The following is a 22,529-nucleotide window of genomic DNA, read 5'->3' on the forward strand; positions in this document are numbered from 1 at the left end:
AAAAAAGATCATGCCAATAATAATTGGTATGCTCTTTTTTTTATTGATAATGATATTTTAGTCCTACCAGAATGTAAGGCTTATTTCTCATTAACTTTCATAAATTTCGTTTTAAAATAGAGCAATATGTAAAAAGATAAATGCAGTTAGTAGAATTAAAGGTGGTCAAAGACGTGGGACGAATGGAACAAAGACAGCAAAGAAAGGCGTCTAAACAACGGGATTGGAGCCAGTTTTTAAATAAGAGTTTAGTTAAGAAATTGATTATAGCAGGAATCATAGTTGCCTTATGTGGTTTACTTGTCGTCAATATCTTTATCTGGACGAGTGATGTTAGTAAATTAAATAAGCCGGCACCACTGCCAACGATTATTTACGATCAAAATGGCGAGATAGCCAGCAAAATTTCCAACTCGAGTTTTGAAGGTGTAGGAATTAAGCAAATCCCGGAAGAAGTGATACATGCAGTGGTCGCTACCGAGGATCAACGTTTTTACAAGCATGGTGGAATCAATTATTTTGCGATTATGAAGGCTTTTGTCAAAAATATGTTAAGTGGAGATATTGTTGCAGGCGGTAGTACCGTTACACAGCAGTTGGCTAAGAATGCATTTTTGACTCATGAACGAACCTATACTCGAAAGATAAAGGAACTCATCATTACAAAAAAGATTGAACGAACCTACTCAAAAGACGAAATTATGGAGAGATACTTAAATCAAATCTATTTCGGTGAGGGTGCATGGGGAATCCAAAGAGCTGCGAAAACGTACTTTGGGAAAGAAGCAAGTGAACTAACCTTAAGTGAATCTGCCATGCTCGCTGGTTTAATTAAAGCACCCTCTATCCTATCACCATTTAAGAATATGGAAAAATCTATAGAGCGACGAAATCTTGTTTTATCTTTGATGGAACAGGAAGGATATATTAGTGCATCTGATGTTAAAAAGGCTAAAGAACAGCCGGTGGTGTTAAAAGAGGAAGAAGTAGAAGACGAGTATGATGGAAAATACCCTTATTATGTGGACCACATTATTGAAGAAGCAATGACGAAATATAAGCTCACAAAAAACGAAGTTCTTTCAGGTGGACTTCATATTTTTACAGAGTTAAATCCAACCATCCAGAAGGCGACAGAAGAAGTTTATCAGAATGATAATCTATTTCCAGCTAGTCAAAGCGATCAACTTCTTCAAAGCGGTGCGATTTTTATTGCTCCTGAAAGTGGAGGAATTCAAGCGCTTGTTGGTGGAAGAGGCGAACATACTTTACTTGGCTTTAACAGGGCTACACATTTAGTGAGACAGCCTGGATCAACGATGAAACCTCTGGCAGTATATACACCCGCATTAGAACAAGGCTACGAAGTCTTTGATTTATTACAAGACAGTCCACTTAATATTGAAGGTTACCAGCCAAAGAATTTTGATAAACAATATCGTGGCGAGGTAACGATGTATGATGCTGTCGTGAATTCGTACAATGTTCCTCCGGTTTGGTTATTAAATGAAATAGGTCTGGAACAGGGGACAAAATCAGTAGTGCGTTTCGGTATTCCTTTACAAGAAGAAGATCGTTCTCTTGGAATTGCACTTGGTGGAATGCATGAGGGAACATCGCCTTTATTGATGGCCCAAGCATACACAGCATTTGCAAATGATGGAACAATGGCAGAGGCACACTCCATTCAAAAAATAGAAGATGCTGATGGAAAGGTAATTGCGAAATGGAAGAACAAGTCTACGAAAGTAACAGATCCTGAAATCGCACAAAAAATCACCTACATGCTAAAAGGTGTCGTACAAGAGGGTACTGGGAAGAAGGCTTTTATGGATGGCATTGATATCGCTGGTAAAACAGGGTCCACCCAGCTGCCTTTTGCTAACGAAGCGGGTACAAAGGATCATTGGTTTGTTGGTTATACGCCTAACATAGTTGGAGCTGTATGGCTTGGGTATGATCAGACGGATGAAACTCACTACTTAGGTACATCAAGCAGTGGAACCACACCTGTTATTTTTAAAGAAATTTTATCGAAAGCAAAATCAGAGCTTTCAGATGAGAAATTTGCACTATCAGGTATTGAGAAAAAATACAAAAATGAAATGAAAAAGATAAAAGAAGAAAAGGAAAAAGCAAGGAAAGAGCAGGAAAAGGAAAAAGAAAAGCAAGAGAAAAATAATGGAAAGGGAAAGGGAAATAAGGAAAAGAACAAGGGGAAAAAAGATAAAGATGAAGAAGATGAAAATGAAGAAGATGAAGAAGATGAATAAAGGTTAATTAGTGGTTTAAAAGGCTATGCGAGAGTAGTTCCTCGATTGCGGTGTAACATCATCTGTATTTATAAGTTGAAAGACCAAATCACATCCGATTTGGTCTTTTTTATTACCTTTTGAAAGGTTAGGAATTAAACCTTTGCCCCGGGTAAAATACCTCGTTGATTTCCCAAGACTCAACGATCCTGTGGGCCATGTTAGGATCATATCCCATACCCATAAGGTAGGTAATAGCTGCAACCTCTCGTAATGCATGGGCATAAGAAGTGTGTTTTGCTTCATGTAATCCATATTGCACAAAAGGCTCGACAGTTCTTAATACCGTGTGTTTATTTGGGTTTGGGTTATATTGCTGAGTTTGATTAAAGTGATAAGGATTGTATTGGTAAGGGTTATACAAATTACAGTCATCTCCCTAGATAAATAATTTGGAAAGTCATCATTAGTCTATGTAAGTTTTATCATGTGTGAAACGGATGGAAAAAAATTAATAATAGTCACGATAAATAATTAAAATCAAACGCTCAGAGCTATAATTCTCTAGTCGTTTGATTTTGCTCATTCTATTTTTTGTTTTAATAATCATTAAGCAGTAAAGTTGCCGTCATAGCTTAACATAATCACTGATTTAACATCTTCTATACTTGAAATATGATTAATAAAATCTAGGTCATGATCTTTGACTCTTATTTCATAGGTTATTTCAAAATCGCTGCCTGGCATCGCAGACTTTGATTTAAGAGAATTCTTTAGGGCATGTCCAGAAATAACATGTTCAAGTGATTTTTCAATCGAAGTGCTGCTGTATCTCACAACTAATAAATAAGGGTTTTCAATCTTTATCTTGTTAATAAAGACAAGTAAGACGGCTCCAATCAAAATGGATCCAATAATAGCAAGAGGGACAAATCCAGCTCCACACAAAATTCCTGCCACGATCGCCCAAAAGATATATACGATGTCCATAGGGTCTTTAATAGGTGTTCGGAAACGGATAATCGATAAAGCCCCTACCATCCCGAGTGATAACAATGCATTAGAAAAGAATCCCATGATGATTAGGGCCGTTGCCATTGCCATTGCCATGATAATTAACGAAATATTAAAAGTGTGAGAATAGATAACACCCGTGAAAGTTTTCTTGTAGACGTAATAAATAAGCAAACCTAGTCCAAAAGCGGCCAACAATCCAATCAATGAATCTACTATCGAAAAACTACTTGTTTTTTCTAAAAAACTTGATTTGAAAATATCCTTGAAATTTAAACTTTCCATTTGTAAATCCTCCATTTATGTGTGAATTAACCAAACATTCTGCTGTATTGATATTTTGAATAGCCGCCTTTTCGTCGATCGATAACTTGAAGTAATTGTTTGATCACTTCAGGTAAATATTCATCAAATTTCACTTCAAGAACCACGACATTCGGAGTAGTCTCAACCATGGCTAAATCTGGGTTTAAAAGATCGTTATTGCGAAAACTCGTTTTTATGCAGCTATCAAATGTGACCCGGACGTTGCCATATTCATAAATGAACACTTCACGTTGATAGTCGACAACCGTCATCGGTTTTAATTGATAGAGTTTCATTTGGACGTATAGGTCCTTAACGAGAGGTCTTGTGTCATGTTCCATCCATTCAATGTCACCAAATTGAATCCGTTCATATTCCTCTGCCGTTAAACGGCATTTTTGTTTAAAGGTTAAATTATCACGTTTGCTCTTTTTTTCAAGATTAAGATAATCCATGTTGTAATCATATAACCTGACTCTAAACTTATCTCGATCAAGTAAACCTTCTTTTTTCTGCGACAAAACCTTATTATCAAAGTTATCGAAGTAGACACTTCAAATTAAGTATTTTCCATTGTTTTTCGCATGAGGGTCCGATTTCATAAAATGCTTTAATTTATGTCGAAGCAGATAGCAATCCAATGAAGTCACTTCATGCTTTAATTCTCTCCTGCCCTTCACTCCATTTAAGCTCATCGCCTTCAACTTTTCTCTCTCCAATCTGTTAACAACTTCTTGAAACCTATTATGTTAGGTAAACCTTAAACAAACCTTAAATGTTATAAAGAAAGAGAAAAAATACATACAATGATTTCAAATGGTAATAATTAGATAGTATTATTTCTAGCAATGGAGGGCTAAAAGTGGAAGAAAATCAAGACAAGAAGGGTACTGGTGAAAGTTCTGATTCCTTAACCAATCGCCAGGGCCATCCTGTAACAGATAACCAAAATATCAGAACGGTTGGCAATCGTGGACCATCCACGCTTGAAAATTATGATTTCATTGAAAAAATTTCTCATTTTGACCGTGAAAGAGTGCCAGAACGGGTGGTTCATGCACGAGGAGCGGGTGCGCATGGATATTTTGAAGCCTATGGAAAAGTAGGAGATGAACCAATTGCAAAATACACAAGAGCAAAGCTATTCCAAGAGGCAGGAAAGCGTACACCGCTGTTTGTTCGTTTTTCTACAGTGGCAGGCGCAATGGAATCACCGGAAACAGCGCGAGATCCGCGGGGGTTTGCCGTTAAATTTTACACTGAGGATGGCAACTGGGATCTTGTTGGGAATAACTTAAAAATATTCTTTATCCGCGATGCAATGAAATTTCCTGATATGATTCATGCGTTTAAGACCGACCCGGTTTCAAATTTAAGTAACCCTGAGCGGATGTTTGATTTTCTTTCACGTACACCAGAAGCTACACATATGGTTACTTTCTTATTCTCTCCTTGGGGAATTCCGGCGAATTATCGCCAAATGCAGGGATCAGGTGTAAATACATACAAATGGGTGAACAAGGATGGAGAGGCTGTTCTCATCAAATACCACTGGGAACCGTTAAAACAGGGTATTAAAAATCTGACTCAAAAGGAAGCTGAACAAATTCAAGCTAAAAATATCAGCCATGCTACCCAAGATTTATATGAGGCAATTAAGCGTGGTGATTACCCTGAGTGGGAGCTTTGCGTTCAGATTATGAGTGATGACTACCATGCTGAGCTGGATTTTGATCCATTAGATGATACAAAATTATGGCCAACAGATAAGTTCCCATTCTTAAAAGTCGGTAAAATGGTATTAAATAAAAATCCGGAAAATTATTTTAATGAAGTAGAGCAGGCTGCCTTTGGTACAGGAGTCTTGGTGGATGGATTGGATTTTTCCGATGATAAAATGCTTCAAGGCAGAACATTTTCCTATTCAGATACACAGCGATATCGCGTAGGAACAAACTATTTACAGCTTCCTATTAATGCACCTAAAAAGCGGGTGGCAACCAACCAGCGGGGCGGGCAAATGTCCTATCACGTAGATTTGGCACCAGGTCAAAGTCCGCACACCAATTATGAGCCTTCCGTTATTGGAGGTTTAAAAGAAGCTGAACAGGTAGGGAAAGTTCATGAACCACACTATAATGACAAATTGGTTCGTGAAAAAATTGACCGCACCAATGATTTTGGACAAGCTGGTGAAACATATAGGAGTTTTGAGAAATGGGAGAGAGATGAGCTCATCAGCAATCTTGTCGACGCACTCAAAGTATGTAGACCAGAAATCCAGGATAAAATGATCGAGTATTTTACGAATGCAGACGAGGATTATGGAAGACGTGTCAAAGAAGGCGTAGCAAATGCAATGGAAATGAGAAACGATACCACACATACAAGCAGTGCTGAAGCAGATGAGGCGACAGATAAGGTAAAACAAATGGGACATGAAGCAGATCCATATTAAAAATAGAAAGGCCGAACTCTTTCTGAGTTCGGCTATTCTTACATTGTTTATTTACATGGGTAGTTTTATTTTAAATGTCGTGCCTCCATTTTCATTGGAGCTGACTTTAATACTGCCATCATGAGCTGAAACAATCCATTTGGCAATAGAAAGACCTAACCCTATTCCGCCTGATTCTCTGGTCCGTGCTTTGTCTTCACGGTAAAAACGATCAAAGATAAAGGGAATATTTTTTTCTTTGATTCCGATCCCCGTGTCACTGATTTCCAGTATAACTTTATGGTCTTCCTCATATGTTTTCACACCAATACTGTCATGTTCGGAAGTGTATTTTAATGCATTGTCGAGCAAAATGACAAGCAGCTGATGAAGACGGGTTTCATCTGCATTGATTGTATGGGTGCTGTTTAAGTTTAACCAGAAATGCTTTTCCTGTGATTCAGCGATTTCGATATAAGGTGAACATACTCTTTTAACAAAACTGTCAACATGAACCACTTTTTTCTCCAGCTGAGTTTCAGAAGAGTCGGCCCTTGCTAACGTCAACAAGTCAGTTGTCAGCTTCGATAGTCTCCTAGTTTCAGATAGGCTTAAGGCAATATTTTCAAATTTGTTCGCTATTTTTTCATGAGGTGTGGTCAGCATTAACTCTAATTTGTTTTGAATAATGGTTAATGGCGTTCTTAACTCATGGGAGGCATTTTCAACAAACTCGGCTTGCTTGTTCCAGGACTGAATAGTCGGTTTCATCATCTTTTTTGATAAATAATAGCTGGCAGAAATCGATAGTAATATAAAGAATGATGATGAGTTTACTGAAATTATTTAAGATATTCTGCTCCGCGTCAATATTAATCAGCAGCTGAGTACAGACAACTTCATCTCATCGTCATCATTGGTATCTTCAAATAAAATATTTGGAATAATTGCAAAATGTTTTAATGTAGGGAATAGAAGGAATTTATCAAGATGTGGCGAAAAATGTATATTATAAAACTTTTTTTGAAAGGGAGTTTTTGTATGTATCGTTTTAAAGCCATTGATCACATTCAACTTGCTGCTCCAAAAGGTTGTGAAGATACTGCCAGGAAGTTTTTTATAGATATTCTAGGATTTGAGGAAATGGAGAAGCCAGAAGAATTGAAAAAGCGCGGCGGCGTTTGGTTTCGAAATGGCAGTACACAAATACATATTGGTGTTGAGGAACCATTTGCACCAGCAAAAAAAGCGCATCCTGCCTTTGAGGTGGAAAATCTTGAAGCGTTAAAAAAACATTTACTAGTTAACGGAGTAGAAGTGATGGATGACAATAACCTTCCGGGGGCCAATCGTTTTTATACAGCTGACCCCTTTGGCAATCGTATAGAAATACTTGAGTGGATCTAATCTTTCATTGGGGGAGGGACAATAATGAGTTTAAAAGATAAAACCATTGAAGAATTAGAAGAGATTGAAGAAGAGCTGAATGAGCAGGAAGAGGATCATGGCTTTTCTAATTATTCTATGAAAATTGAAGTGTACAAGGAAATGTACCGAAAACTCTCCCAGCTTGTCCGGAGCCGCAATGAGGATGTTCAAAGTTCGCTAGATTATGTAAAAAGGAAATTGATTTACTGTCTCATTCATTATGGAACGTATTTGAAGACCGAATATCAAAAAGATGATTACTTGGCAACTCGCTGCTTGGAGGAAGCGTTAAAGTATGATAAAACCAATCCATTGGCAGCCTATCGACTAGGTTTCTTGTCTTATAAATTTAATGATTATACAAAAGCGATTCAATATTTTCAAAATGCATTAGATAATGACCATTACCATAAACAGCATCTCTATCATTTAAATGAACAGCAGCAGTTAAATGCCCATTTGTACTTAACCAATTGTGCGTTGCATATTGCCAAGGAAACGTATGAAAAAATGAATCAATTACCACAAGCGAAGACGCAGAAAATACCGAAACAGGAGTTATCTCCATTGTTTAGCAGTTTAATAGAAAATGAACAATATTTAATGCGCCATGCGTTTTATAAGGTAAATAAAGAGGGAAGAACGACTTGTTCTAAAGCAGAATGTGAGAAACTAATTGCCAGTCCGCCGCATGACACCCTGCTGGTTTATTTTAGTGATCGGACAATTATGGCTTTTTTTAACGGGAAGGAAGCTTCACTTACTCAGGATCAAGGAAATATGCTGAGTTACTTTCTATTGAATAGTTCAGAAGATGTGCCAGCCACAAGGCATGATTTCTCGGTCGTGGATACCATTATTCCCAACACGTATATCACCAATGTAAGCAGACTACGCAGGAAATTAGTACAGCAAGGAATTCCATCCATGATTTTAACCAAAAGGTATCAAAATGAAACGGGCTACTATTATGATGGATCCTATCCATTTTATATCATGTATCGGTCAGACGAAGAAATTGAATATCGGTAAAGAGGCGGTGACATGGGGTCATCGTCTTTTTAGTTTGACTTGAAAATATATTTTGAATATTCATGTCTGAAATGAATATTAATGAGGTAGGTATTTTAACTTGAAGACCTTCAAAATGGAGGGGATCCTTTGAAAATTGAATACCAACATTCTTTTGGTTTGCCGAGAAAGGTTGTCTGGAAGTACATTAAGGATGAAAAAGTTCTTGGTAATACAATTCCAAACTGCAGGACATTTGTAAAAAGCAGAAATGGGGTATATCAAGCTGAAATCGACATTAACATAGGACCATTAAAAGATGTATTTACACTCGAGGTTAAGCTGGAAAAAGAACAGGCACCGTCTTATTATCATCTGCTTTTGAAAGGAAAAGGTAATTTAGGAGAAATCAGTGGCAATGCTGATTTATTTTTCAAAGACCAACAAGGAAGCACACAGCTTACTATTCACGCAGACGTAAAAGTCACTGGGATCCTGTCTGGTACAGCAGAGCGAGTCATAAGTGGAGGAGCAAACAAGGGAATAGAGAAATTTTTTCTGAGTGTGGAAAAAGAAATAAAGAAAAACCTTTATCTTTTGCGAAAAGGTCGAAAATGAGAAGCAGCAACGTTATTAAACGTTGCTGCTTCTCATTCATGATCTATTCATGCTCTGGGTAATTAGCTAATTCTTTAATTCCTTCAATCCAATCTTTGAAATTCGCATACTTGTTTGCGTCGAAACCAAAGTGCTCTTTAATTAAAGTGATGGATTCTAGTTCATTTTCATGAACAATTCCGTCTGAATAAACCAGGCGAAGGATTTCAGTTAGAACAATATGTTTGGAGCGTTCTTCTTTAAAAACCTTAAGAATATCATCTATTGCTAAGCCTTTGATTTTATAATCCTCAAGATCCATTTCCTTTTGATACTTCGCGATAACTGGGTTTTCAAATACCGAGAATTTCCCATCAACAGTGGCCATTAAATAGGCTAACTCAAGAAACGCTTCTTTCTCCTCTTGTTGAAGCTTTGTCAAAAACATTATGTGTAGCTCCTTTTTCAATAAATGAATTATGTTATTAGACATCTTACCAAGTTTAAATACCATTTGTCTATTCTTTAAATGGTGGAAAAAGGAAAATTTCAGTAATGAAGCGAATAAAATATAGATTGGGCAAAAAAGGAGGTAGTAATGTTTTGGAGATATTTCTTCCTATGTTTGTAACATCGCTACTTGGAGTCTTGTTGTTTATTAATTTTGTATATTTTAGTAAAAACACAAAAGAAGAAAAAAGTACTCATAATCAAACGATCTTGGGTTCGATTCTAACCTTCTTTTTTATTTTTTCTTTTATGTATTTCATTCTAAGTTTGCATTAAACTTATATCTAAAATAAAAAAATCATGAGGGGCTGTGCTGTTTTGGCGAAAACAGTTATTTTAGGTTTAATATCATTCTTTCTGATTAGTTTCTTGCTGCTTTCAATTGGCTATAAGTTTCAGATCAAATGGTTAATTTTTAAGTATTATGAAGAAACTCCAACAGGTTTCTCGACGGGTGGTTCTGTCATCCCTTTTATCATCGCGATTATTGTCACTTTTTTTATTGGAGAGTCTTATCAAAAGAGACAAAACAGTAAATAGTCTAGACTTTTGTAACGATATTGATTAGGAGGCTATGGTCCTAGATAAGAATTAGTATCAAGGGGATGTTTTTTTGCTGGAAACACAACGATGTGTATTGTTCCTACAGTACATAGGACTTCATAAATACAAAATCTTTGAAGACCCATTTCTTATCACCTCTCTTTACACTTATATGAAGTTAAGAGAGGATTTGAAACGGCCAAGTATCTGTTTTTTATACTTTGAATGGACAATGTTTCAGTGAGATTGTCGAATATAGACATTCTTGATATAAGGAGGGAGAAAATAGAATGGAAAACAAATTATTAAGGATTGGAACCACTTATTTACCTGTGAAAGATGTTGAGTTATCTTCACAATGGTATGTAAACAATCTAGGTGCAGAGCTAAGCTATAGAGATGAAGACAAAGCAATAATTAACCTTGCCAACCAAAGTTTCTTCTTGGTAAAGGCAAAGGAAAATCAAAGTGCCAACTTCTATAATATATATGGTGAAGAGTGTTTTTCTCTCACATTTGAAGTGAATGGATTATACTCTCTAGAAACCATTTATCGAGAATTTAAAGAAAAAGAAATAAAAGTGGAAGAAATAGAGAACAGAGGACATAGCGGCAGAAACTTTGTTTTCTATGATCTAGATGGAAATAAATTTGATGTGTGGAGTGAACTGAGTCCAAATTTTAAAGAAAAGTTTCTAACTTAATAGTTTGTTGATCATTGAGGTTTACATTAAAAGGAGTGGACACATGATTAGGGAACATACTTTACATATTTTAAATGGACAGGCTATGTTTGATTATTTTAAAAAAACGCATTTCCTCATAGATGAAATAATGGTTCCTTTTAATGAAGCGATGTGTTTTGGGTACATATCAGATGAGCTATTCACACAGGATTTTGTCGAAAAACGTGCCAGTGTTCATCATGTTACCACGGAACAATATACTGAAATTACATTGAATCCGTTAGAGCCACTCTTTAGTAAAGATTTTACTCACATAGAACTGTGGTTTGACGAGGATATGTTTTGTCAAATCAATATACTCACGATTCTTGCTTGGCTCGACAAAAACGGTCACAGTAAACCCATTAACCTTCATATTGTTGGGGATAAGTTTCAACCTATCGAAAGCTACACGCTATTAGCAACAGGTTATTATGAACTTTTTAAACAGGTAATGATACATAAAACGTTACCTGACTCAATCAATCTAGCTCCTTTAAAGAAGGGCGTTGAGTTATATTTATCATATCTTCAAGAGGATAGTGACCTAATAACATATATTAAAAATCACGAAAATATGTCGGAGAAAGAACTTGTATATCACCTTTTAGTAAATTTTAAAAAGTATGGATTGGGTGATGTACAATATTTAGAAATTATTAAGGCACAACGGTCTTTGTGAAATTTCTTAATTAGTGAAGCGAGCGTCTCCATGCAAAGCAGAGACGTTTTTCTTTTGCCTGTACAAGGAATCAATATTTAGTCAAAATCTCTTGCCTATTCAACTAACTATTTCATTATTAATCATGTTTGTAGCTTATCTAGTTAAGGTGTCAATTTATCCGGGAAATTTTGCTGCTTTTACATTATAAACGCCCAATTTCAGCTTTAATTTTCTCCATTCCTATCATTATATTCTTTGTCATTTTTTTAAAAGTACCGATTTATTAACAGAAATGAGAATATATTACGGAATCTAGAAAAAACTAAAGGTAAAATAAGGATAAGGGGAATATACATGGATTTAATGAAGCCGATTAACATTAGTTCAGATAAATTAGCACCAGAAAATCCTTTTACGGCTGTCGAAATGGGAAAGCTATGGGCTACCTATGTAGGGAATAGTATGTCTAATAAGATCCTGCAGTATTTTCTAAAGCATGTTGAAGAAGAGGATATCAAGACTCTGATAGAAAATGGTCTTTCTCTTACTGTTGACTTCATGCAAACCATTGAGAAATTTTTTAAAAGGGAAGACTTCCCAATTCCTGTAGGATTTACAGATGAGGACGTAAATCTTGGTGCCCCTCGCTTATTCGAAGACCAATTTTATGTACATTATTTGAAGTATGCAGCAAAAGCGGGACTTAGTTTATATGCGATTGCCATTCCTTTGGTCATGAGAGAAGACGTACGAGAATTTTTCATTCATTGTAATGATACGACCACGATATTGTTGGGGCAACTCAACAACGTGTTGATTGAAAAAGGATATATCTTGAAACCGGCAGCGATCCCAGTACCGAAAAAAGTCGACTTTATTAAGAAGGAAAACTATTTGAACGGCTTTTTCGGCGATATAAGAGAATTACATGCACTCGAAATCACGCATCTATATGATAATATTGAAAACAACATCACGAGTAAAGCTCTTTTAATAGGCTTTAGCCAAGTGGCAAAAAGGGAAAAAGTGAGACAATTTCTTGTAAGAGGGAAAGCAATTACTGACCGGGAAGTTCAGCAGTTTCAGGATAAACTCCACAAGGCAAATTTACCGTTTCCTTCCCAAATTGATCATCTAGTTACGGAGTCGACTTTTTCACCTTTTTCTGATCGAATCATGGTGTTCCACAAAGTAGATATGTTTTCGATTAAAATTCGTTCTTTCGCAAACTCATTGTCTTTGAATGGAAGAAAAGATATTGGGTTAATGTATATGAAGGCACTTTCGGAGGTTGCTTTATTTGTGGAGGACGGGGCAAATATTTTGATTGAAAATGGATGGATGGAACAGCCTCCAAAAGCCATTGATCGCGATGAACTGTCTTCTAATTAATCTTCTTACTTAGTGACCATGGAGAATTTTTTAATGTAAAGGGAGAATGAGATGGAACCAACCCGAATATCTTTAACCGCTCCAGAGGTTTCCAGTTTATGGACTCAATTTATGTTTGATACTATGTCGATCGGTTTTATTAAGTATGCACTTGAACACATAAAAGACGAAGATATTATTGAAATTTACAAACATTCATTAGAGCTTTCCGAAGGACATGCTCAAAATGTGAGGGAGTTCTTTGTAGGAGAAGGTGTACCCATCCCACAAGGATTTACACACGAGGATGTGAATATACATGCTCCCCGCTTGTTTCAGGATCCATTTTATCTGTATTATATGTATATAATGACCCTGCAAGGGCTGACAGGGTATTCCTTATCTCTCAGTACCTCCATACGCGCAGATCTTCGTAAATACTACATAACATGTAACACGGAAACGATGTTGCTTTTTGAAAAATTCATCGATAGTTTGCTGACGAAAGGGCTATTTTCAAGACCAGCTGTCCTGACGCCTTCTGAAGCAATCGATTTTGTTAAACATCAAAGTTTTTTAACGGGATGGTTTGGCGAGCGGCGTCCGTTAACGGGGATTGAAATAGGAGATATTACTTTTAATATGAATAAAATGCATATGCATGTGGCATTAAAGGTTGGTTTTAGCCAAGTAGCGGCTTCGAAGAAAGTTCGGCAGTATATCAATTGAGGAATGGAAATTTCTACTAAACATATTGCTGCATTTGAAAAAATCTTTCGTGAGGAAAAGCTGAATTCTCCTGTGTCCTGGCAATCCCATGTGACCAGCTCGACGACTTCACCCTTTTCAGATAAGTGGATGATGTATCAAGTCCAACTGTCGTCACAGATTGCTATTGCCTTTTATGGGACGGCATTGAGCGTCACATCGAGAGCTGATATTGCTGAAAAATATATGGCGATGATTGCTGAATTGATTCGATTTGCAGAAGATGGTGTGAATCTCATGATTGAAAATGGCTGGATGGAAGAACCGCCGAAAGCCAGTGACCGTAGAACATTATCAAAAGGAAGAAAAGAAGGTATTGAAAATAATATACAGGAAAAGTAAATTAGGTAAGGAGGGTAGATTCCAAATCTATCCTTTTTTATATGAATAAGAAGGTGGTAGAGGGATGATAAAAGGGTTAAATCATTTTTTATTTTCTGTGACCGATTTGGAAAAATCAATTGAATTTTACCAAAATGTGTTTGAGGCGAAGTTGTTGGTTAAGGGGAGGAGCACGGCTTATTTTGATCTTAACGGGATATGGCTGGCGCTTAATGCTGAAAGAGATATACCTCGAAACGAAATAAGTCAATCTTATACTCATATTGCTTTTTCAATTGAGGAAGAAGACTTTGAGCGAATGTATGAGAAATTAGAGAAATTGGGTATCAACATACTAACTGGCCGCTCAAGAGATAGTAAAGATAAAAATTCTATTTACTTCACAGATCCAGACGGTCATAAATTTGAATTCCATACAGGGACATTGGAAGACAGAATGAATTATTATAAAAAAGAGAAAACACACATGGAGTTTTATCAATAAGCGTTTTTCCATATAACGCTAGATTTTTATTTTATTATTTAGAATAATACAATTATAATAGTTTTATGTACCTAGGGGGATTAGAATAGTTAAATGGGAGAGTAATTATGAAGCGTTTTGCAGTTTTAACAGATATACATGGAAACGCACCTGCTTTAAAAGCGGTACTAGAGGAAATTGACGAAAGAAGTGATGTAGACCATATCTATTGTTTAGGAGATATGCTTGGAATTGGCCCTGATTCCAATGAGGTACTGGGTATGCTTTTTGCCAGAAAGGACGTTTCGATGATTACAGGGAATCATGATGAAGCGATTTTAGCCTTGGCCAAGGGAGAGGAATATCCGCAGAGTCATATTCATGTTAAAGAACATCATCAATGGCTACTAGATAGACTAGACCAGTCTTTTATACCGAAATTAGAGCAGCTGCCCAGGCTTCTGAATGTCTCTATCGATCGTTATTCCATCCTAATGATTCACTACCAGATTGAAAATAGCAAACTAGATGTCCAGATAAGCAGGGACCATTTTTCTTCAATTGTCGAACCTAGTACGGAAAACATGGAGACATTATTCTATGATAAAAAGGCTGATTTGATTTGTTTCGGTCATCACCATCCGCTTCATTATTTTACAGGGAAACATACAGTATACCTTAATCCAGGATCACTGGGTTGTAATCATAAATCACGTGCTCCTTATGCAATCGTAACGGTGAAAAATAATGATGTTGAAGTGAATTTGAAAGAATCCGTCTACGATAAAACTGCCTTTTTAAAATCATATCACACCCTGCAAGTCCCTGAGAGTGAATTTATTTTAAAAGTGTTCCATGGAAATCAACTATAGAGGTGATTATTTTTTGCGAACAGATTATGAGAATTGGGAGCCATTAACGGTTTCGAACATAGTTGCACTCTTTACTGATCTTCCTATTACCTGGTGTTTGGCAGGGGGATGGGCATTAGATTTACATTTAGGTAAACAGAGCAGGGAACATAGTGATATCGATGTAATTATTCTTCGAGACGAACAAGTATCCGCGTATGATTTTTTAAGCAGGGAATGGAAATTATATAAAGCTCAGGACGGCGTTCTTATGCCTTGGGTTCAGGGAGAGTTCTTAACTGACACGACCGATGTTTGGGTTAGTAAAAATCAAGATTCACCATGGGCTTTTCAGGTAATGTTAGTAGATGCTTTCGAAAACCAATGGATTTATCGAGGAGAAAAGTCAATCAAAAAGCCATTGAACGAAATAATAGCAAGGACAAATAAGTGGACTCCCTATCTAAGACCAGAAATCCAACTTCTATATAAGGGAGGTTCATCAAAGGTTCGAGAAAAAGATTTCTTTGACCTTCAAACCATGCTTCCAATTCTGTCAACACAAGAAAAAGAATGGCTAACATTATCTTTACAGCAACAATTTCCAGAAGGACATCCTTGGATTGATTTAATCCAAAAACAAATCCCATCTAAAACACTATATAACTACGCTAAAAGGAGCATTAAGGAATGCTGACGAAAGAAGAATTGAAAAATATAAAAGTGCTTCAGCAAATTTGTGAGGAAGAAGGACAGCTTCAGTTGAAGCTTAATTTTGATATGCTTGAAAGCAGGTCAGGAAAGCGTAAGGAAGACTTCTTCCGGTATGAAGATGGCAAGCTTGTTGGTTTCCTTGGAAGCTATTATTTCGGTAATAAGGTAGAAATTTGTGGAATGGTGCACCCGGATTACCGAAGGAGAGGAATCTTTTCAAGGCTGCTTGAAGAGGCACTTGAGGAAGCAAAGAAACATGAGGCTAGAACCATTTTATTAAATGCTCCAAGCGAATCTCAATCGGCAAAGGAGTTTTTAAAGGTTATCCCTTGCGAATTATCTATGGTAGAGTATCAAATGAAATGGCAGAAAACGGAGTTGCATGAAAATCACACGATTACGGTAAGACCGTCTATTTCGGTAGAGGATACTGAAGCGGAAATTCAACTTGATGTAAAATGCTTTGGGTTAAATGAAAAAGAAGCACGCCAGTATAAGCAAGAAAATAAAGACCTTAAAACCGATTTAAGATTAATTATTGAAACAGATGGAAAAATTGCAGGGAAAATGCGACTCTCCGAAATGAATGGTGAAGCCTGGATTTTTGGATTTGCTGTTTTTCCAGAACTCCAGGGAAAAGGGATCGGCAGAAAAGCATTATCGAATGTGGTAAAAATGGAAGTCGAAAAAGGATTTTCTATTTTTCTAGAAGTTGAGGCTAAAAATGCCCATGCGTTAAGGCTCTATGAATCATGTGGATTTAGAAGCTATCATTCACAAGAATACTACAAAATGAATCTATAAAAGTGAGGGGTTTTTTAAACCCTCTCAGACAATTTTTACTATTATATTATTTAATTTCCAGTATTTAATAGGAGACATTTGTAACCGTTTACATTATAATAATAGTAAGAACTAGGGGAGGGGAAACAAACCATGGAACTTTTATTCGAACAATGTGAACATAACAAGTCTGAAGAACCTTGTGAAGAGTGTGCCCCAAATAAAGATAATGATGAAAACATGGATCTATATGAGTATGATTATTATAAAAGGATATGGTTTTAGGTTTTACAATTACTAGTTAATAAAATTTGATAGATTAATCTAACAGGAGCTGTCTCATGACGGCTTTTCTTTTTGCCAAAAAGTTAGATTTAATGGTTGGCATTGGGATTGGAAGAAAGTTGAAACGAAAGTATCCTTTTCACCGTCTAATAATAAAAAGCCATTAGGTTGGTGAAAGAATGAAAAAGGATAAGGGTTGGTTCGATTTAAAGCAAAGACAAATCCAGAGAACCTATAGGGAAAAGGTAAAATAAGATCATGATCATGCGTTTTTTTTATTGTTTGTTGGCTGTTTTATAAGTGGTTCAGTCCTGTTAGCAATAGCTTCATTTATTTATAAATCCTTTCGTTAGTGTGAAGACAGAGGTGGATCGAATGAACAATTTGTGTTTACAGAAAAGTCAATATACAAGAAATGACGTGTATAAAGCACACGTCATTTTTTTTCGATTCAAAACTAGTGTAGTAAATGTTGCAGCTGTTCGATTTGTTTACGGCTTGTGTCAATGACTTCTTCGGCAAGCTGCTTGCTTACAGGGTCGAGGTCACCCCTGACGAGTTCCTCAGAATATTGAACTCCATAATGATCTAAGCCTTTCAAGGCGTCATCAATTATTTCTTTTGAATCATCTGGAAGCATGGCTTTGTGCAAAAAACTATGCATGGTACCAGAGAAGCCTTCATCGTCAGCTGGGACACCGCCAAGATTTTGAATCCGCTCAGCAAGTTTTTGAGCGTTCAGTTTTACCTCTTGCTGCATACATTGAAAGACCCTTTTTAATTCATCATCTTCAGCCTTTTGGATATAGTGTTCAAAAGACCGAATCCCCATATATGTTCCCCTTAATAGAGTATTTAACTCCTCTATAATTACTTCATTCGACATGCCCGCACATCCTTTCATTCTATTTTGTTACCATGACAGGTGTTTTTATTCGAGAATTGTATACAACTCATTCATAATTTAGGAAAAAAGATTTTTATTACGGAACTGATGAGTGGATTGCTACGTCTAAGTTTTTGGAAAGAGGGGGGGTATGAATGCTTGTGAAAAAGAAAGAAACAACTTCATCACCAATAGAAATCCATGTGTTAACAAAAGAAGATCAACTACGTTGGCTGATGGAAGAGTATGGGATATGGTGGTTGATCCATATGAGCTGACTATTTATGGTCAAGATAAGAAAATCATCAACCGGTGAAATACAAAAAGGTGCAAATCTCAAAAGATTAGCACCTTTTTTTGTTTGAAATTTATTTAGCATGGTATTTAAACGTTTTTTCTCTGTTTTTTTATGGGATTACAGTTTAAATACATGTTGGCCAATTACATGTGTGGTGGCTCTTGAATCAAGCCAACGGCTGGTAGCAATAGTAGGATTGTAAAAAAATAATGCCCCTTGAACTAATTGCCTTTGATTAGAAAGGGCTGCCTTTACCGCTTTAATAGATTCTTCATCCGCTGGCTTATTAATTTGACGATTTTGTACTGGTTGGAATTGACCAGGGGCATAAATGACTTCCTTAATAGTGTCAGGAAATTGGGGACTTTCGACTCTGTTAAGAACTACACAAGCGACGGCAATCTTCCCCTCTAAGGGTTCCGTTTGGGCCTCAGCCCTAACTAATCGTGCAAGTAAATCTATTTCTTGGTTTGATAGACTTAGGTTCACAGGTTCTTCTATTTTTGGATCATTAGACCTAATCGTTTTATTTGTATTGATCTCTTGACCAGGATAAATGAGATTTAAATTGGAAATTTGGGGATTCTCATCAGCTAATTCCTGAAGGGTTAAATGATGTTCTCTAGCAATACTTGACATCGTGTCTCCAGGCTTAACTGAATAAGCAAATGCGGGGGAAGCAAAAAGTAGTGAAACGGCTAGTGTTAAGAATGTGATTATTTTTTTCATCAATCTAGTCCTCCAAGTTGGTTTTAATGTATTTAAATCTATTACTATGAATTGAAAAAATAGAATAGTATTACAGTTAAGTTACATAGAGAAGACAATTTGAAGTCTATGAGAATGGTGGAAGTATATTCCAAATTAGTAGAATTGGCGAACCGTCTTAAACGTAGGGGAAGAGATAAACATGAAGTGGAAATTTGAATTCATGTGGTGAATCATTTTATCAGATGTGATACATGATAAATTTAGAATTATTAAAAAAAGCATATAAGTTTGTTTCTTCTATTTCTATTGTTACTATAGAAATACACCTTTAAAAAGAAAGGACTAATAAATAAAATGGGAACTTTTAATATACCTGTATCCGTCTTAAATCTAGCTCCAATCCGCGAAGGACGGACATCTCAGCAAGCAATTGAGGAAATGGTGGATCTTGCGCAAGCTACAGAGGCAATGGGCTATAAGCGCTATTGGATTGCTGAACACCATAACTCCCCAACACTTGTAAGTTCGGCCACAGCCATATTAATCAAACATACATTGGAGCATACCAAAACAATCAAGGTAGGTTCTGGTGGAATTATGCTGCCAAACCATTCGCCGCTAGTCGTAGCAGAACAGTTCGGAACAATGGCAACCATTTATCCAAATCGAGTGGAACTTGGGCTTGGTCGTGCACCTGGAACAGATATGATGACTGCCAGTGCGCTGCGCCGCTCAAAAAATGACTCCGTATATACGTTTCCAGATGATGTTCAGGCACTGCTGACTTATTTTGGACCAGAAGAGCACCAAGGTTATGTTAAAGCCTATCCAGGTGTGGATACCAATGTTCCAATTTATATTCTAGGGTCGTCCACAGACTCCGCTTATTTAGCGGCAAGCCTAGGTCTGCCATACGTATTTGCATCACACTTTGCACCAAAATTCATGGGTGAGGCAATTAAGATTTATCGTGAGCGATTCCAGCCTTCTGAGTACCTAGACAAACCATATATGATGGTGTGTTTAAATGTCATCGGCGCGGAAACGGATGAAGAGGCAAAAATCCAACAAACCACGATGCACCAGTTTTTCCTAAATGTTGTTCGGGGGTCACGTAATCCGTTGCAGCCACCAGTTGAAAGTATGGATGGAATTTGGACTCCAATGGAAGAAGAAATGGCAAAGTCCATGTCAAGTGTTACCTTAATCGGAAGCAAAGAAACCATCCGCCAGCAGCTGACAAGCTTCCAAGACTACTATGCAGTTGATGAAATTATGGCAGTGTCGTATATTTATGATGTTGAGAAGCAAAAACGTTCTTACGAACTATTTAAAGCAGTGGTGGATGGGAAGTAATTCTTCACCTTCTAGCCATGATTGAGTTGCCGAATACTTGGTTATTAGAATTTGGGGCATAATTAAGGTAGATAGAAAAAGATGACGTGAAACTAACGTCATCTTTTTTTGTGATCTTCGTATTTCGTAAAATAACAATGATTGGGCTTATGTAACCTAAATTAGTCACGCACCTATCCTTTCCCTCATAGGATGGATTATCACAAGCGGGGTGATTTGGGTGAATAATTGGTTGAAAGCCGGTATTTTACTATATCTTTCGCTGCTGTTTTTTGGGAGTTTTATAGCAATAGGGATCGTATGGACTGGAGCACTTGATGAATCACTGCCATTTATTGGTGACATAAAAATCTTTTTGTATTACTTCTTCGCTGGATCCATTGGAGGCTCACTGCGACATTTATATATGTTCTGTTCTCACTACATGAAAGATGAATTAAATGACTATAGGGAATGGATTATGTACATCTTTTATCCGATATTTGCAACAGGTACCGCAATAGTAGCAGTCACTTTAATCCAAAGCGGAATCTTTCTAATCGAATTCGTCGACTTCGATGAAACCCCTTATGCGCAAATAAGCTTCGCCTTTTTCGTAGGATTTGGATTCAACCGCTTCGTAAACAAACTAAACGCCGTATCAAAAGATATCTTCAAAACCAATCAGCAGCAAACAAAAGAAATAGAACCAAAAACCAAACAGCCAGAGTCCGAATAGGACTCTGGCTGTTTGGTTTTGGTGACAGGCACCATTTATACATTTTTACTCGATTATGCTGCTTTTTTTGTATGGCGGCGATTTTTGTGCTGCTTTGCTACTGGGCCGTAGAAGAAGATACCGCTTGCGAGCAGGGCGACTCCGAATAGGAAGGTTTTGATGTCTGCTGTTCCGGCGTAGATGACCCAGATGGAGTAGGTGGTTGCGAGTGTTCCGATGATACCATCTATTATTTTTTGTTTTGGTTGTTTTGCATAGGTTTCACCTGTAAGGACAAGTTTCAGCTGGAATGCTGATGCGATTAGATACGGAACCAAATACGATAAGGTAGCAATGTATATTACGAAATCAAATGCTGCTGAGATTGAGTTCGAAATGGTTGAGAAGATAAATAACTGACCCAATGAATTCGTGATAATCATTGAGAATACTGGAAGGTTCTTTTTATTTTCCTTTAAGAAAGAAGGTAAGAACAGTCCTTGTTTTGCCGCTTGGTATGGTACTTCCGCACTTAACATTACCCAGCCAATAGTTGAACCGAATAAGCTGATCAATCCAATTCCCGCTAAAACTTTGCCTGCGTTTGGTCCTAAGATTGACACGATTGCATCAATTAATGGCTTTTCAGAAGCGATTAAGGCACCCTGACTTAAAACACCCATTACAAGTGTACTAACACCAATATAAATGGCTAGGGCGATGAACAATCCTAGGATTGTTGCTCTCTTAACGTCAACCTGCCTTTTTGCACGGCTAGCAAATACGACTGCAGACTCAACTCCTATAAATGCCCAAAGAGTGGCAACAGCGGCATTGCTTACTTGACCGACTAGACCAATGGCTTGGCCGCCTTCATCCAACCGGGGTTCAACCATCGGTAATATATTTGAAGTTTCAAAGGCAAACAGTGCGACGATAATAAAGATAAAGAATCCGGCTATTTTAGAAGCAGTCACAGCAAAATTTAATTTACCAGCATTTTCGAGTCCTCTTAAGATAATAAGATGAGTCCCCCATAGTAAAGCGGTACATACTGTAAAGGTTAATGCATTCCCAACTTTTAATGTAAAGGAGCCAATGGTAAATAGCGGTGCAGTGCTTGTTAAGATAGGGAAGAAGGTTGATAGATAACTAGCAAAGGTTGTAATAATCGCAATATTTCCAACTAAGTTTCCGATCCAGTAACCCCATGAAGCCATAAATCCAGATAAAACCGATAATGGAGAATCCTTTTTGAAGAGCTCTTTCGCATAAATTTGTGGGCCGCCTGAGAGATTGGGTTTTCTTATCCCTAAATTACCGAACACGAGAGCTGTCACTAGTACACCAGCTCCAGTGAATAACCACGCAAGAATAACTCCAGCAGGACTCGCTGCTTCAGATAATGAACGTGGGAGCATAAAAATACCCGAGCCCACCATATTTCCAACTACTAATGCAGTTAAGATTAGTAATCCTAGTTTATTTTGTTTTCCCATAATAATAATATCCCTTCC

General features: G+C 37.0%; 27 protein-coding genes and 1 pseudogene. 19 read left to right on the forward strand and 9 right to left on the reverse strand.

The window, feature by feature from the left end; genetic code table 11:
- Positions 1 to 182: 182 nt before the first annotated feature.
- Complete coding sequence (locus tag F4694_RS17570; protein ID WP_218895728.1) at positions 183 to 2,273, forward strand: transglycosylase domain-containing protein; 2,091 nt, start codon at positions 183 to 185, stop codon at positions 2,271 to 2,273.
- Positions 2,274 to 2,400: 127 nt separating this feature from the next.
- Here the strand turns inward: F4694_RS17570 and F4694_RS17575 are convergent, their stop codons facing one another.
- The 4 genes and pseudogenes from F4694_RS17575 to F4694_RS32695 all read right to left on the reverse strand — a co-directional run bounded on the left by F4694_RS17575 (position 2,401) and on the right by F4694_RS32695 (position 4,267).
- Positions 2,401 to 2,676 carry a hypothetical protein gene (locus F4694_RS17575; protein WP_179600293.1) on the reverse strand — a complete coding sequence of 92 codons (276 nt, stop codon included), beginning with the start codon at positions 2,674 to 2,676 and terminating at the stop codon, positions 2,401 to 2,403.
- Between the two features lie 185 nt (positions 2,677 to 2,861).
- On the reverse strand, positions 2,862 to 3,551 hold the full coding sequence (locus tag F4694_RS17580) for a DUF4956 domain-containing protein (RefSeq protein WP_179600295.1): 690 nt from the start codon (positions 3,549 to 3,551) through the stop codon (positions 2,862 to 2,864).
- Between the two features lie 26 nt (positions 3,552 to 3,577).
- A pseudogene (locus F4694_RS17585) lies at positions 3,578 to 4,114 on the reverse strand (polyphosphate polymerase domain-containing protein); the annotation flags it as partial.
- Positions 4,115 to 4,126: 12 nt separating this feature from the next.
- Positions 4,127 to 4,267 (reverse strand): hypothetical protein, encoded by a 141-nt coding sequence (locus F4694_RS32695; RefSeq protein WP_306458486.1) that lies wholly within the window; start codon positions 4,265 to 4,267, stop codon positions 4,127 to 4,129.
- A 167-nt stretch (positions 4,268 to 4,434) separates the two neighbouring features.
- On the opposite strand from F4694_RS32695, the gene F4694_RS17590 reads away from it, so the two are divergent.
- Positions 4,435 to 6,030 (forward strand): catalase, encoded by a 1,596-nt coding sequence (locus tag F4694_RS17590; protein WP_179600297.1) that lies wholly within the window; start codon positions 4,435 to 4,437, stop codon positions 6,028 to 6,030.
- 51 nt (positions 6,031 to 6,081) lie between these two features.
- On the opposite strand, the gene F4694_RS17595 is transcribed toward F4694_RS17590, so the two are convergent.
- Positions 6,082 to 6,780: a sensor histidine kinase gene (locus tag F4694_RS17595; RefSeq protein WP_257029284.1), complete on the reverse strand. Its 699-nt coding sequence runs from the start codon at positions 6,778 to 6,780 to the stop codon at positions 6,082 to 6,084.
- A 270-nt stretch (positions 6,781 to 7,050) separates the two neighbouring features.
- On the opposite strand from F4694_RS17595, the gene F4694_RS17600 reads away from it, so the two are divergent.
- From F4694_RS17600 to F4694_RS17610, 3 genes are all read left to right on the forward strand, one after another.
- The gene (locus F4694_RS17600; protein ID WP_179600299.1) at positions 7,051 to 7,416 is read left to right on the forward strand and encodes a VOC family protein; all 366 of its coding nucleotides are present in this window, start codon (positions 7,051 to 7,053) and stop codon (positions 7,414 to 7,416) included.
- A gap of 24 nt (positions 7,417 to 7,440) precedes the next feature.
- Positions 7,441 to 8,469 carry a hypothetical protein gene (locus tag F4694_RS17605; protein WP_179600301.1) on the forward strand — a complete coding sequence of 343 codons (1,029 nt, stop codon included), beginning with the start codon at positions 7,441 to 7,443 and terminating at the stop codon, positions 8,467 to 8,469.
- A 129-nt stretch (positions 8,470 to 8,598) separates the two neighbouring features.
- Entirely contained in the window at positions 8,599 to 9,066 is a 468-nt protein-coding gene (locus tag F4694_RS17610; RefSeq protein WP_179600303.1) for a CoxG family protein, read from the forward strand.
- 43 nt (positions 9,067 to 9,109) lie between these two features.
- Here the strand turns inward: F4694_RS17610 and F4694_RS17615 are convergent, their stop codons facing one another.
- A complete protein-coding gene (locus F4694_RS17615) occupies positions 9,110 to 9,493 on the reverse strand; it encodes a hypothetical protein (RefSeq protein ID WP_179600305.1) in 384 nt (127 codons plus the stop codon).
- 380 nt (positions 9,494 to 9,873) lie between these two features.
- Here F4694_RS17615 and F4694_RS17620 point away from each other — a divergent pair, with 380 nt between their 5' ends.
- The 11 genes from F4694_RS17620 (at position 9,874) to F4694_RS32290 (ending at position 17,064) form a co-directional block, all read left to right on the forward strand.
- Positions 9,874 to 10,095, forward strand: coding sequence for a hypothetical protein (locus F4694_RS17620; RefSeq protein ID WP_179600307.1), 222 nt, complete (start codon positions 9,874 to 9,876; stop codon positions 10,093 to 10,095).
- Positions 10,096 to 10,388: 293 nt separating this feature from the next.
- On the forward strand, positions 10,389 to 10,802 hold the full coding sequence (locus F4694_RS17625) for a VOC family protein (protein WP_179600309.1): 414 nt from the start codon (positions 10,389 to 10,391) through the stop codon (positions 10,800 to 10,802).
- Between the two features lie 43 nt (positions 10,803 to 10,845).
- A complete protein-coding gene (locus F4694_RS17630; RefSeq protein WP_179600311.1) occupies positions 10,846 to 11,505 on the forward strand; it encodes a hypothetical protein in 660 nt (219 codons plus the stop codon).
- Between the two features lie 336 nt (positions 11,506 to 11,841).
- Positions 11,842 to 12,879, forward strand: coding sequence for a DUF3231 family protein (locus tag F4694_RS17635; RefSeq protein WP_179600313.1), 1,038 nt, complete (start codon positions 11,842 to 11,844; stop codon positions 12,877 to 12,879).
- Between the two features lie 51 nt (positions 12,880 to 12,930).
- Positions 12,931 to 13,587: a DUF3231 family protein gene (locus tag F4694_RS17640; protein ID WP_179600315.1), complete on the forward strand. Its 657-nt coding sequence runs from the start codon at positions 12,931 to 12,933 to the stop codon at positions 13,585 to 13,587.
- Between the two features lie 3 nt (positions 13,588 to 13,590).
- A complete protein-coding gene (locus F4694_RS17645) occupies positions 13,591 to 13,968 on the forward strand; it encodes a DUF3231 family protein (protein WP_179600317.1) in 378 nt (125 codons plus the stop codon).
- Between the two features lie 64 nt (positions 13,969 to 14,032).
- Positions 14,033 to 14,452: a FosM family fosfomycin resistance protein gene (gene fosM, locus F4694_RS17650; protein WP_179600319.1), complete on the forward strand. Its 420-nt coding sequence runs from the start codon at positions 14,033 to 14,035 to the stop codon at positions 14,450 to 14,452.
- Between the two features lie 107 nt (positions 14,453 to 14,559).
- The gene (locus tag F4694_RS17655; protein ID WP_218895713.1) at positions 14,560 to 15,303 is read left to right on the forward strand and encodes a metallophosphoesterase family protein; all 744 of its coding nucleotides are present in this window, start codon (positions 14,560 to 14,562) and stop codon (positions 15,301 to 15,303) included.
- A gap of 13 nt (positions 15,304 to 15,316) precedes the next feature.
- Positions 15,317 to 15,979, forward strand: a complete 663-nt coding sequence (locus tag F4694_RS17660) for a nucleotidyltransferase domain-containing protein (protein ID WP_179600321.1) — start codon at positions 15,317 to 15,319, stop codon at positions 15,977 to 15,979.
- Entirely contained in the window at positions 15,973 to 16,800 is an 828-nt protein-coding gene (locus F4694_RS17665) for a GNAT family N-acetyltransferase (protein WP_179600323.1), read from the forward strand. The genes F4694_RS17660 and F4694_RS17665 overlap by 7 nt, the downstream gene beginning before the upstream one ends.
- Positions 16,801 to 16,932: 132 nt before the next feature.
- A complete protein-coding gene (locus tag F4694_RS32290; RefSeq protein WP_257029285.1) occupies positions 16,933 to 17,064 on the forward strand; it encodes a hypothetical protein in 132 nt (43 codons plus the stop codon).
- A gap of 457 nt (positions 17,065 to 17,521) precedes the next feature.
- On the opposite strand, the gene F4694_RS17670 is transcribed toward F4694_RS32290, so the two are convergent.
- On the reverse strand, positions 17,522 to 17,950 hold the full coding sequence (locus tag F4694_RS17670; protein WP_179600325.1) for a DUF2383 domain-containing protein: 429 nt from the start codon (positions 17,948 to 17,950) through the stop codon (positions 17,522 to 17,524).
- A gap of 155 nt (positions 17,951 to 18,105) precedes the next feature.
- Between F4694_RS17670 and F4694_RS32295 the strand changes: the two genes are divergently transcribed.
- Entirely contained in the window at positions 18,106 to 18,228 is a 123-nt protein-coding gene (locus F4694_RS32295) for a hypothetical protein (RefSeq protein ID WP_257029286.1), read from the forward strand.
- A gap of 137 nt (positions 18,229 to 18,365) precedes the next feature.
- Here the strand turns inward: F4694_RS32295 and F4694_RS17675 are convergent, their stop codons facing one another.
- On the reverse strand, positions 18,366 to 18,977 hold the full coding sequence (locus F4694_RS17675) for a cell wall hydrolase (protein WP_179600327.1): 612 nt from the start codon (positions 18,975 to 18,977) through the stop codon (positions 18,366 to 18,368).
- A 336-nt stretch (positions 18,978 to 19,313) separates the two neighbouring features.
- Here F4694_RS17675 and F4694_RS17680 point away from each other — a divergent pair, with 336 nt between their 5' ends.
- Positions 19,314 to 20,315 carry an LLM class flavin-dependent oxidoreductase gene (locus F4694_RS17680; RefSeq protein WP_179600329.1) on the forward strand — a complete coding sequence of 334 codons (1,002 nt, stop codon included), beginning with the start codon at positions 19,314 to 19,316 and terminating at the stop codon, positions 20,313 to 20,315.
- A gap of 220 nt (positions 20,316 to 20,535) precedes the next feature.
- Entirely contained in the window at positions 20,536 to 21,033 is a 498-nt protein-coding gene (locus F4694_RS17685) for a hypothetical protein (RefSeq protein ID WP_179600331.1), read from the forward strand.
- Positions 21,034 to 21,086: 53 nt separating this feature from the next.
- Here the strand turns inward: F4694_RS17685 and F4694_RS17690 are convergent, their stop codons facing one another.
- Entirely contained in the window at positions 21,087 to 22,511 is a 1,425-nt protein-coding gene (locus tag F4694_RS17690; RefSeq protein ID WP_179600333.1) for an amino acid permease, read from the reverse strand.
- Between the last annotated feature and the right edge of the window lie 18 nt (positions 22,512 to 22,529).

It is taken from the genome of Neobacillus driksii (genome assembly GCF_013409995.1).
GTDB lineage: Bacteria > Bacillota > Bacilli > Bacillales > Cytobacillaceae > Neobacillus > Neobacillus driksii.

Excerpts from the sequence above, each read along its gene's own strand:
- F4694_RS17570 (WP_218895728.1), top strand. The coding sequence starts at position 183 with ATGGAACAAAGACAGCAAAGAAAGGCGTCTAAACAACGGGATTGGAGC.
- F4694_RS17580 (WP_179600295.1), bottom strand. The coding sequence starts at position 3,551 with ATGGAAAGTTTAAATTTCAAGGATATTTTCAAATCAAGTTTTTTAGAA.
- F4694_RS32695 (WP_306458486.1), bottom strand. The coding sequence starts at position 4,267 with ATGAGCTTAAATGGAGTGAAGGGCAGGAGAGAATTAAAGCATGAAGTG.
- F4694_RS17595 (WP_257029284.1), bottom strand. The coding sequence starts at position 6,780 with ATGAAACCGACTATTCAGTCCTGGAACAAGCAAGCCGAGTTTGTTGAA.
- F4694_RS17600 (WP_179600299.1), top strand. The coding sequence starts at position 7,051 with ATGTATCGTTTTAAAGCCATTGATCACATTCAACTTGCTGCTCCAAAA.
- F4694_RS17605 (WP_179600301.1), top strand. The coding sequence starts at position 7,441 with ATGAGTTTAAAAGATAAAACCATTGAAGAATTAGAAGAGATTGAAGAA.
- F4694_RS17615 (WP_179600305.1), bottom strand. The coding sequence starts at position 9,493 with ATGTTTTTGACAAAGCTTCAACAAGAGGAGAAAGAAGCGTTTCTTGAG.
- F4694_RS17625 (WP_179600309.1), top strand. The coding sequence starts at position 10,389 with ATGGAAAACAAATTATTAAGGATTGGAACCACTTATTTACCTGTGAAA.
- F4694_RS17630 (WP_179600311.1), top strand. The coding sequence starts at position 10,846 with ATGATTAGGGAACATACTTTACATATTTTAAATGGACAGGCTATGTTT.
- F4694_RS17635 (WP_179600313.1), top strand. The coding sequence starts at position 11,842 with ATGGATTTAATGAAGCCGATTAACATTAGTTCAGATAAATTAGCACCA.
- F4694_RS17640 (WP_179600315.1), top strand. The coding sequence starts at position 12,931 with ATGGAACCAACCCGAATATCTTTAACCGCTCCAGAGGTTTCCAGTTTA.
- F4694_RS17645 (WP_179600317.1), top strand. The coding sequence starts at position 13,591 with ATGGAAATTTCTACTAAACATATTGCTGCATTTGAAAAAATCTTTCGT.
- fosM (WP_179600319.1), top strand. The coding sequence starts at position 14,033 with ATGATAAAAGGGTTAAATCATTTTTTATTTTCTGTGACCGATTTGGAA.
- F4694_RS17655 (WP_218895713.1), top strand. The coding sequence starts at position 14,560 with ATGAAGCGTTTTGCAGTTTTAACAGATATACATGGAAACGCACCTGCT.
- F4694_RS17665 (WP_179600323.1), top strand. The coding sequence starts at position 15,973 with ATGCTGACGAAAGAAGAATTGAAAAATATAAAAGTGCTTCAGCAAATT.
- F4694_RS32290 (WP_257029285.1), top strand. The coding sequence starts at position 16,933 with ATGGAACTTTTATTCGAACAATGTGAACATAACAAGTCTGAAGAACCT.
- F4694_RS17670 (WP_179600325.1), bottom strand. The coding sequence starts at position 17,950 with ATGTCGAATGAAGTAATTATAGAGGAGTTAAATACTCTATTAAGGGGA.
- F4694_RS32295 (WP_257029286.1), top strand. The coding sequence starts at position 18,106 with ATGCTTGTGAAAAAGAAAGAAACAACTTCATCACCAATAGAAATCCAT.
- F4694_RS17675 (WP_179600327.1), bottom strand. The coding sequence starts at position 18,977 with ATGAAAAAAATAATCACATTCTTAACACTAGCCGTTTCACTACTTTTT.
- F4694_RS17680 (WP_179600329.1), top strand. The coding sequence starts at position 19,314 with ATGGGAACTTTTAATATACCTGTATCCGTCTTAAATCTAGCTCCAATC.
- F4694_RS17690 (WP_179600333.1), bottom strand. The coding sequence starts at position 22,511 with ATGGGAAAACAAAATAAACTAGGATTACTAATCTTAACTGCATTAGTA.